Consider the following 9,379-nt stretch of genomic DNA (forward strand, 5'->3'; position numbering starts at 1 on the left):
CCCGGTCGTGGCGCGCAGCGCGGGCGCGGTCCGGGAGGCGCACCGGCTGCGCGAGTTCGCGTCCGGCCTGACCCGCGCCACCGCCCGGTTCGCCAGCCCGTCGGCGGGCTGCCTGAACGGGCCGATCGGGCCGCACCGGCGCTGGTGCTGGCAGCGGGTGCCGCTGGACGAGGTGAAGGCGGCCCGCAAGGCGCTCGGCGGGACGGTCAACGACATCGTGCTGACCGCGGTGTCCGCCGGGTACCGCGACCTGCTGAACGCGCGCGGGCGGCTGGAGGACGACACCGTCGTGCGGACGGCGGTGCCGGTGTCGCACCGGGGCGCGGACGAGCGCGGCGAGCTGAACAACCGGGTCGCGGCCGTGTTCGTGAACCTGCCGGTGGGCGTGGAGGACCCGCTCGAGCGGCTGCGCCGCGTCCGCGAGCAGACCGACGACGTCAAGCGCAGCAACCAGGCCGCCGGGACGCAGGCGATCACCCGGCTCACCGACACGGCCGTGGCGCCGGCGCTGCTGTCGCTGGCCGCGCGGATCCCGGTGCGGCTGCGCCAGGACATCGTGCAGACGGTCACGACGAACGTGCCGGGCCCCGACTTCCCGCTGTACGTGATGGGGCGCCGCGTCCTGGAGATGCACCCGTACGTGCCGCTGACCGGCGGCATCCGGGTCGCGACCGCGATCGTGTCGTACTGCGGGACGCTCCATTTCGGGATCACCGGCGACTTCGACGCGATGCCGGATCTGGACGTCCTGGCGAAGGGCGTGCAGGCCGGGCTGGACGAGCTGGTGCGGGCGGCGGACGGCGCCCGTCCCGCCGCGCCGCGCACCCCCTGAGGAACCGCGGGCGGGCCCGTCGATGCGGTGGCCGGATCAGGCCACCGCATCGACATGCCGGGCCCCACCTGGGAAAGGATTCGGTCACCGATCATGTGCCGATCTTCGAACTCGGGAATATCCTGGGGAGTGAGGGTCCAGGACCCCCTGCCGGGTGGGCACGCCCCGGGGAGGTGACGCAGATGCGCGGGTCCCGCGCCGGACGTGGCGGCGGACCGGCCGTCAGGCTGCGCCGCAGGCTCGGCCTGGAGCACAACGAGCTGCGCAGGCACATCGACCGCGTGCAGCGGACGATCGCGCTGGGGCTGCTCCTGCTGATGCTCGCGGTGGCGCCGCCGCTGGCGTTCTGGGCCGGAACGTGGTCGTACCACGCCGGCGGCGCCGCCGAGCGCGCCGAACGGGCGCAGCGGCACCAGGTCGTCGCCACCGTCGTCTCGACGGGCGGCATCGGTTCCTCGGGCGACCGCTACATCCACGAGACCGTGCAGGCGACCTGGCCCGGCGCCGGCGGCGCGGCCCGCACCGGGACGCTGCCGAGCTGGAAGAACGCGAAGGTCGGCGCGCACCGGACGATCTGGATCGACGCCAGGGGCGATCCGACGGTCCGCCCGCGCCCGCACAGCCGGACGGTCACCGACGCGGCCTACGCCTCGACCGCCGCGGTCCTCGGCGTGGCGATGCCGATCCTGCTGGCGTACCTGCTGGTCCGCCGCCGCTGCGACCGCCGCCGCGACGAGATGTGGGAGGCCGACTGGGCCCGCATGGACGCGGCCGGCCAGCGGTGAGGACCGGCTAGTCGTCCTCGACCAGCCGGGCGGCCACCCGGTCGAGGACGGCCAGCTCCTCCGGCGAGAGCTCGTAGAGGGCGGCCGGCGGGGTGCTGAGGATCCGCTCGGCCTCGGCGGCGACGGCGCGGCCGGCGGCGGTGACGGTCACGAGCTTGGAGCGGCGGTCGGCCGGGTTCGCGGTGCGCTCGACGAGGCCGCGCTCGACCAGGTCGTCCACCACGAGGGTGACGTAGGGGCGGTCGGAGACGAGCCGGTCGGCGAGGCCGCGCAGGGTGAGCGGTTCGGGCGCGGCGGCCAGCCGGCGCAGCGCCTTGACCCGGAAGAAGCTCATGCCGAGCGCCTCGGTGACCTCGGCGCGCCGGTCGCTGCGCTCGTGCATGAGGATGCCGAGGTTGCGCCAGGCGCGGGCGGCCAGGTCCGGCGGGTCGCCCGCCGCGGGGGCGGACGATCTGCCGGACGCGGGGCCGGGCTGCTTCATCGGGTGCTCGCTCCCGTCACGTGGTGTTCGCCGGGGGCCGGCTCGGCGGTCTCGAACAGCGCGGCCGTCCGCTCCGCGCTGCGGGCCGCGCGGCGCCCGGTGGTGAGCACGCCGAGCACCAGCACGACGGCGGCGCAGCCGGCCAGCACCCAGTATGCCGGGCGGGCGGCGTCCACGAAGCCGGCCCCGCCGGAGCGCGCGCCGGACGTGCCGGCGGCGAGGACCGCGCCGATCACCGCGACGCCGAGGGCCTGGCCGACCTGCCGGCTGGTGGACGCGACGGCGGCGGCGACGCCCGCCTGCGCGCGCGGCATCCCGGACACCGCGGTGTTGGTGATCGGCGAGTTGACCATGCCGAACCCGATGCCGAACAGGACGTAGGCGATGAAGAGCGTGGCGTCGTGGGTCTCGGCGTCGAACGCGGCGATGAGCACGGCGCTGGCGAGCGTCGCTGCGCCCGCGACGACGAGCGAGGGGCGGGGCCCGCGGCTGCCGACGAGGCGCCCGGACAGCGGCGCGAACACGGCGCTCATCGCGGCCATCGGCAGCAGGTAGAGGCCGGCGTGCAGGGCCGACATCCCCCGCACGTCCTGCAGGTAGAGGGCGTTGAGGAACATGAACCCGCCGAGCGCCGCGAACTCCGACACCGCGATGACGGTCGCGCCGGCGAACGGGACGCTGCGGAAGAAGCGCAGGTCGATCAGCGGTTCGGGGGTGCGCAGCGCGTGCCGGACGAACCCGGCGAGGCTGAGCGCGGCGACGGCGGCGGCGCCGAGCACGGCGGGGTCGCCCCAGCCGCGGCCCGGGCCCTCGATGATCGCGTAGGTCAGGGTGCCGAGCAGCGCGATCATGAAGAGCTGGCCGGCCGGGTCGGCGCGGCGCGGCCGCTCGGCGCGGGACTCCGGCACGTACAGCGCGGTCAGCGCGAGCGCGGCCAGCCCGATCGGCACGTTCAGCCAGAAGATGGACCGCCAGCCGACCGAGTCGACGAGGACGCCGCCGACGAGCGGGCCCATCGCCATGCTGAGCCCGACGACGGCGCCCCACACGCCGATGGCGCGGGCGCGCTCGCGGGGCTCGGTGAACACGTTCGTGATGATCGACATGGCGACCGGGTTGAGCATCGAGCCGCCGACGGCCTGCACGACCCGGGCGCCGACGAGCCAGCCGAGGGACGGGGCGAGGCTGCACAGCACCGAGCCGAGCACGAACAGCGCGAGCCCGGTCTGGAAGACGCGGCGGCGGCCGATCCGGTCGGCGGTGGAGCCGGCGAGGATGAGCAGCGAGGCGAGGACGATGAGGTAGGCGTCGATGGTCCATTGCAGGCCGGACACCGAGCTGTGGAACTCGCGCCGCAGCGTGGGCAGCGCGACGTTCAGGATGGTGTTGTCCAGGCTGACGATGAGCAGGCTCATGCAGCAGATGGCCAGCACCAGGATCCGGCGGCGGGGGGTGAGGTCGGTCAAGCGGACTCCAATCGTTGTACGCGTACAACGGTTATAAGCGTACAACTATTTCCGGGGTCCGCCGCCTGTGTCCCCCATCACCCCGCCGCACCTGAGCCGACCTGCTGGGACTCCGCGCGGGCGGCGCGGGCGGCGCGCGCCGCCGGGACGACGAGCGGCGTCCCGGTCTCCGGGCAGTCGATCACCCGGCACGGCAGCCGGAACACATCCTCGACCAGCTCCGCCGTGACCACGGCCCCCGGCTCGCCCTCCGCCACGATCGCCCCGTCCCGCATCGCGATCATGTGGGTGGCGTACCGCGCCGCGTGGTTCAGGTCGTGCAGGACGGCGACGACCGTGCGGCCCTCCTCGTGCAGCCGCGCGCACAGGTCCAGCACCTCGATCTGGTGGGCGATGTCGAGGTAGGTGGTCGGCTCGTCCAGCAGCAGCAGCGGCGTCTGCTGCGCGAGCGCCATCGCGATCCACACCCGCTGCCGCTGCCCGCCGGACAGCTCGTCCACCGGGCGGTCCGCCAGCGCGGCGACGCCGGTCGCCTCCATCGACTCGGTGACGACCCGCTCGTCCTCCCGCGACCACTGCCGCAGCAGCCCCTGGTGCGGGTACCGGCCGCGCGACACCAGGTCGGCGACCATGATGCCCTCCGGCGCGATCGACGACTGCGGCAGCAGCCCGAGGGTGCGGGCGAGCTTCTTGGCGGGCCACGCCGCGATCGGCTCGCCGTCCAGCACGACGGTGCCGGACGCGGGCTTGAGGATGCGCGCGAGCGCCCGCAGCAGGGTCGACTTGCCGCACGCGTTCGGCCCGACGATCACGGTGAACGAGCCGTCCGGCACCGCGACGTCGAGGTCGCGCGCGATGGTGCGCCTGTCGTAGGCCAGGGTGAGGCCCGTGCCGCTCAGCCGCGCGTTCGCGTCCTTCATTCAGATCCGTCCCGTCTTGCGTTGGGTCACGAGGAGCCAGACCAGGTAGCCGCCGCCGAGCAGCCCGGTCACCACGCCGACCGGGAGCTGGTGGCCGGTGAACGCGCGCTGCGCGGCCCAGTCGGCCGCCACCAGCAGCGCCGCGCCCATGCACATGGACGGCAGCAGATTGGGCCCGGGCGTGCGGGTCAGCCGGCGGGCGAGCTGCGGCGCGGTCAGCGCCACGAACGACACCGGCCCGGCGGCCGCCGCGGCGAGCGAGGCGAGCAGCACGGCCGCGGCCAGCATGATCAGCCGGACCCGCTCGATCGGGACGCCGAGGCCGTGCGCCGCGTCGTCGCCCATCTCCAGCATCCGCAGCGCGCGCCCGCAGCCGATCACCACCAGCGGCCCGAGCACGGCGAGGGCGGCGAGGACGGGCGCCGCGTCGGCCCAGTCCCGGCCGTCCAGGCTGCCGGTCAGCCACAGCACGGCGCGCGCCGCGTCGGTGATCTTCGCCTGGGTGAGCAGGTAGCCGTTCACGCCGGTGAGGATCGCGGCGACGCCGATGCCGACGAGGATCAGCCGCTGCCCGTGCGCGCCGTGCCGGCCGGCCACCGCGTACACGAGGGCGCCGGTGAGCAGCCCGCCGCCGACGGCGCCCGCCGCGACGGCCGCGCTGCCGCCGCCGGTCAGCACGATCACGGCGAGCACGCCGGTCGCCGCGCCCTGGGTGAAGCCGAGCACGTCGGGACTGCCGAGCGGGTTGCGGGTCAGCGACTGGAAGATCGCGCCGGCCAGCCCGAGCGCGGCGCCGACCGCGAGCCCGGCCGCCGCGCGGGGCAGCCGGATCTCGTTCACGATCAGCGAGTCGGCGGGCGTGCCGTTCCCCAGCAGCGTCCGGACGACGTCGGCGGGGCCCATCGGGAAGTCGCCGCTGCCGATCAGCAGCACGCTGACGCCCAGCGCGACGACCAGGCAGAGGACGGCGACCGCGAGCGCGCGCGGGCGGAACCGCAGCGACAGCCCGTTCGGCGTCCTGACGACGGCGGGCTTCATACCGCGACCGCCTTGCTGCGCGGCCGCCGGACGAAGTAGAGGAACACCGGCCCGCCGGCGACCACCATCACGATCCCGACCTGGAGCTCGGACGGCCGGACGACGACGCGTCCGAGCACGTCCGCGGCCAGCATCAGCGCGGGCGCGAGGACCGCGCAGTACGGCAGCAGCCAGCGCAGGTCGGGCCCGGTCAGCGCGCGGACGAGGTGCGGCACCATCAGCCCGACGAAGATGATCGGCCCGCAGGCCGCGGTCGCCGCGCCGCACAGCAGCGTGACGGCCACGATCGCCAGGATCTTGGCGCGTCCGGGACGGGCGCCGAGCGCGCGCGCCGCGTCCTCGCCCATCGCCATGGCGTTCAGCGGGCGGGCCAGCAGCAGCGCCAGGACGAGCCCGACCGCGACGAACGGCGCGACCTTCTCGACCGTGGACGTCTGCGCGGCGGCGAGGGACCCGACCGTCCAGAACCGCATCCGGTCGAGGGACGCGGTGTCGAGCAGCTGGACGGCGTTGACGTAGGAGTACAGCGCGGCGTTGAGCGCGGACCCGGCGAGCGCGAGCCGCGCGGGCGTCGCGCCGCGCCCGCCGCCGACCGCGTACAGCAGCACGGCCACCGCCCCGGCGCCCGCGAACGCGAACCACACGAACCCGGCGAACGAGACGATGCCGAAGAAGGAGATCGCGGACACGACGGCGGCGGACGCGCCCGCGTTGATGCCGAGGAGGCCGGGGTCGGCGAGCGGGTTCCGGGTGAGCGCCTGCATCACCGCGCCGGCCAGCCCGAGCGCGATGCCGGCGAGCAGCCCGAGCAGGGTGCGCGGCAGGCGCATCTGGTGGACGACGGTGTAGGAGCCCGACCCGCGGTGCAGGAGCCCGTCCCACGCCTGGCCGGCCGACAGCGGTTTCGCGCCGACCGCGAGGCTCAGGACGAGCACGGCCAGAAGCAGCAGCACCGCCGCGACCAGCCCTAACGCGCGGGCGCAAGAGCGCCGCGCGGGTGCCGGCGGAAGGGCGGCGGGTGGGGGCGCTGGGGCCGTCGGTGGCGCGGTTCTGGTCAACGGCACGGGCTGGCTCCGGGGGGACGGACCGGGGGCGACGACCCGCCCCCTGCCACTGGACAACGACTTAGGTTAGGTTAACCTAAGCGCCCATCGGGCCGGAATCCGGCCATAGCGTTCGATGAGAGATGAGCAGCCGAAAATGTGGACATCCCCCTCCCCCTCCCTCACCCGCCGCGGCCTTCTCGGCGCCGGCGGCGCCGTCGCCCTCGGCGCCCTGATCAGCGCGTGCGGCGGGGGCGGCGGCGGGAAGAGCGAGGCGTCCCCGTCCGGCGGCGCCTGGACCTTCACCGACGACCGCGGCACCGCCGTGAAGCTCAAGTCGCGCCCGACGCGCGTCGTCGGCTACGTCGGCGCCCTCGCCGCGCTCTACGACTTCGGCGTGGACCAGCAACTCGTCGGCGTCTACGGGCCGACGAAGCTGAAGGACGGCAAGCCCGACCCCCAGGCCGGGAACCTGCCCGTCGACCGGCTGACCATCATCGGCAACGCCTACGGCGAGTTCAACATCGAGAAGTACGCCTCGCTCCGCCCCGAACTGCTCGTGGACAACATGTTCGTCAAGGACGAGCTGTTCTACGTCCCCGCGGAGAGCAAGGAGAAGATCTACGCGCTGGCACCGCAGGTCGCGATCTCCGCCGGCTCCGTCGCGCTGCCGAAGCCGATCGAGCGGACCGCCGCGCTCGCCGCCGCGCTCGGCGCCGACCTGAGGTCCGCCAAGGTCACCGCCGCCAAGGCCCGCTTCGACAAGGCCGTCGAGTCGCTGCGCGCCGCCGCGAAGGCCAACGCCGGGCTGAAGGTGCTCGCCGCGTCCGCCAGCCCCGACCTGTTCTACGCCTCCAGCCCGGACAAGAACACCGACCTCATCTACTTCAAGGAGCTCGGCCTCGACCTCATCGTGCCGGACAAGCTCGGCCAGGACGGCTACTTCGAGGACCTGAGCTGGGAGAACGCCGACAAGTACAAGGCCGACGTCATCATGCTCGACAGCCGCACGCAGGCCCTGCAGCCGAAGGACCTCGGCTCGAAGCCGTCCTGGAAGGACCTGCCCGCGGTGAAGGCCGGCCAGGTCATCGCCTGGCAGCCCGAGCCCCGCTTCTCCTACGAGGGGTGCGCGCCGATCATCGAGGCCCTCGCCCAGACCGTCCGCACCGCGAAGAGGACCGGCTGACCCAGCGGCCGCGACCGCCCGGCCCGCGTTCACCGAAAGGCACAGCGATGAGGACCCCCAGCCACCCGTACGCCTTCTTCGACCTGCACGTCCTGCGGTCCGCGCCGCTCGGCCCCTCGATGGTCCGGGTCACCTTCGGCGGGACGTGCCTGGACGGCCGCCCCGGCGGCTTCGCCGGCGGCGGGCGCGACCAGCGGTTCAAGATCTTCCTGCCGCACCCGCACCAGGACGCGCCCGTCATCCCGGACGACCGGTCGGCCGACACCTGGTTCGCCGCCTGGCGCGCGCTCGACCCGGCCGAGCGCGGCATCATGCGGTCCTACACCGTGCGGGCGCAGCGCCCCGGCGAGCTGGACGTCGACTTCGCGCTGCACCCCGGCGGGACGTCCGGCCCGGCGTCCCGCTGGGCGTCGGCGGCCCGCCCCGGCGACCGCGTCGCGGTGCTCGGCCCGACCGGGCCCGACAACGGCGGCTGCGACTTCCGCCCGCCGCCCGGACGGCCCGTCGTGATCGCGGGCGACCTCACCGCGCTCCCCGCCATCGCCGGGAACCTCGCCTGGCTGCCCGCCGGGACGCCCGCGCGGGTGTTCGTCGAGACCCCGCACCCCGACGACCGGCAGGACCTGCCGAGCCACGCCGACGCGGAGATCGGCTGGGTCTCCGCGGGCGGCCTCCTCGACGCGGTGCGCGGCTCGTCCCTCCCGGACGGCGCGTACGCGTGGATCGCGGGCGAGTCCGCCACCGTGAAGGCGCTGCGCCGGCACCTGGTGAACGAGCGCGGCCTGCACCGCCGCGACGTCACCTTCACCGGCTACTGGCGGCGCGGCGCCACCGAAGAGGACCTGCTCGCCGAGGTCGTCGGGGGCGGCAGCCCCGCCACCGAGGAGTGACCCCGCTCCGGGCGACGGGTGTCAGGGCGGCGGCAGGACGCCCCGCTCGATCGCGGCCATCACCGCCGCCGTCCGGTCCGACACCTCGAGCTTCGCGAACACCCGCAGCAGGTGCGTCTTCACCGTCGCCTGCCCGATGAACAGCCGCGCCCCGATCTCGGCGTTCGTCAGCCCCCGCGCGACCAGCGCGAGGACCTCCGCCTCCCGCGCCGACAGCACGGCGGGCGCCGACGCGGTACCCGCCGCGTCCGCCTCGCGCGCCTCGCTCGCCCGCGCCGCGTCCAGCCGCGCCGACACCGACGGCGACAGCACCGTCCGGCCCGCCGCGACGTCCCGGATCGCGGCGGCCAGGTCCGTGCGGGACGCGTCCTTCAGCAGGTAGCCCGCCGCCCCCGACCGGACGGCGCGGACGATGTCCGCGTCGTCCTCGAACGTCGTCAGCACCAGCACCCGGTGCCCCGGGCCGAGCCGCTCGATCGCGCTCACCCCGTCCCCGCCGGGCATCCGCAGGTCCATCAGGATCACGTCGGGCCGCACCCGCGGCGCCAGCGCGACCGCCTCGTCCCCGCTCGCCGCCTCCGCCGCCACCTCCAGGCCGGGCTCGGCCGCCAGCATCCCGCGCAGCCCCTCCCGGACGATCGGGTGGTCGTCCACGATCATCACGCGGAGCACGGCAGCACCGCCTCGACCACGGCGCCCTCACCGGCGCCGCTGCGCACGGCGTGGGCGCCGCCCGCC

Annotated in this window: 10 protein-coding genes; 4 read left to right on the top strand and 6 right to left on the bottom strand. The window is 75.1% G+C overall.

Annotated features, from left to right (window positions below; all coding sequences use genetic code 11):
• Positions 1 to 832, top strand: an 832-nt coding sequence (locus ABZ914_RS39580; protein ID WP_500199660.1) for a WS/DGAT domain-containing protein, incomplete at its 5' end; no start/stop codon positions are given.
• Positions 833 to 1,014: 182 nt separating this feature from the next.
• Positions 1,015 to 1,617 (top strand): Rv1733c family protein, encoded by a 603-nt coding sequence (locus ABZ914_RS39585; RefSeq protein ID WP_500199662.1) that lies wholly within the window; start codon positions 1,015 to 1,017, stop codon positions 1,615 to 1,617.
• A 7-nt stretch (positions 1,618 to 1,624) separates the two neighbouring features.
• Here the strand turns inward: ABZ914_RS39585 and ABZ914_RS39590 are convergent, their stop codons facing one another.
• The 5 genes from ABZ914_RS39590 to ABZ914_RS39610 form a co-directional block, all read right to left on the bottom strand.
• On the bottom strand, positions 1,625 to 2,098 hold the full coding sequence (locus tag ABZ914_RS39590; protein WP_500199664.1) for a MarR family winged helix-turn-helix transcriptional regulator: 474 nt from the start codon (positions 2,096 to 2,098) through the stop codon (positions 1,625 to 1,627).
• The gene (locus ABZ914_RS39595) at positions 2,095 to 3,564 is read right to left on the bottom strand and encodes an MFS transporter (protein ID WP_500199666.1); all 1,470 of its coding nucleotides are present in this window, start codon (positions 3,562 to 3,564) and stop codon (positions 2,095 to 2,097) included. The genes ABZ914_RS39590 and ABZ914_RS39595 overlap by 4 nt, the downstream gene beginning before the upstream one ends.
• Before the next feature lie 77 nt (positions 3,565 to 3,641).
• Complete coding sequence (locus ABZ914_RS39600) at positions 3,642 to 4,484, bottom strand: ABC transporter ATP-binding protein (RefSeq protein WP_500199668.1); 843 nt, start codon at positions 4,482 to 4,484, stop codon at positions 3,642 to 3,644.
• Complete coding sequence (locus ABZ914_RS39605) at positions 4,485 to 5,522, bottom strand: FecCD family ABC transporter permease (RefSeq protein ID WP_500199670.1); 1,038 nt, start codon at positions 5,520 to 5,522, stop codon at positions 4,485 to 4,487.
• Positions 5,519 to 6,475 (bottom strand): FecCD family ABC transporter permease, encoded by a 957-nt coding sequence (locus ABZ914_RS39610; protein ID WP_500199672.1) that lies wholly within the window; start codon positions 6,473 to 6,475, stop codon positions 5,519 to 5,521. The genes ABZ914_RS39605 and ABZ914_RS39610 overlap by 4 nt, the downstream gene beginning before the upstream one ends.
• A 247-nt stretch (positions 6,476 to 6,722) precedes the next feature.
• Here ABZ914_RS39610 and ABZ914_RS39615 point away from each other — a divergent pair, with 247 nt between their 5' ends.
• Complete coding sequence (locus tag ABZ914_RS39615) at positions 6,723 to 7,751, top strand: ABC transporter substrate-binding protein (RefSeq protein ID WP_500199673.1); 1,029 nt, start codon at positions 6,723 to 6,725, stop codon at positions 7,749 to 7,751.
• A 47-nt stretch (positions 7,752 to 7,798) separates the two neighbouring features.
• Entirely contained in the window at positions 7,799 to 8,641 is an 843-nt protein-coding gene (locus tag ABZ914_RS39620) for a siderophore-interacting protein (RefSeq protein WP_500199675.1), read from the top strand.
• Between the two features lie 21 nt (positions 8,642 to 8,662).
• Here ABZ914_RS39620 and ABZ914_RS39625 read toward each other — a convergent pair whose 3' ends face one another.
• Positions 8,663 to 9,313 carry a response regulator gene (locus ABZ914_RS39625; RefSeq protein ID WP_500199679.1) on the bottom strand — a complete coding sequence of 217 codons (651 nt, stop codon included), beginning with the start codon at positions 9,311 to 9,313 and terminating at the stop codon, positions 8,663 to 8,665.
• Between the last annotated feature and the right edge of the window lie 66 nt (positions 9,314 to 9,379).

The organism is Spirillospora sp. NPDC046719, from assembly GCF_040645715.1.
GTDB lineage: Bacteria > Actinomycetota > Actinomycetes > Streptosporangiales > Streptosporangiaceae > Spirillospora.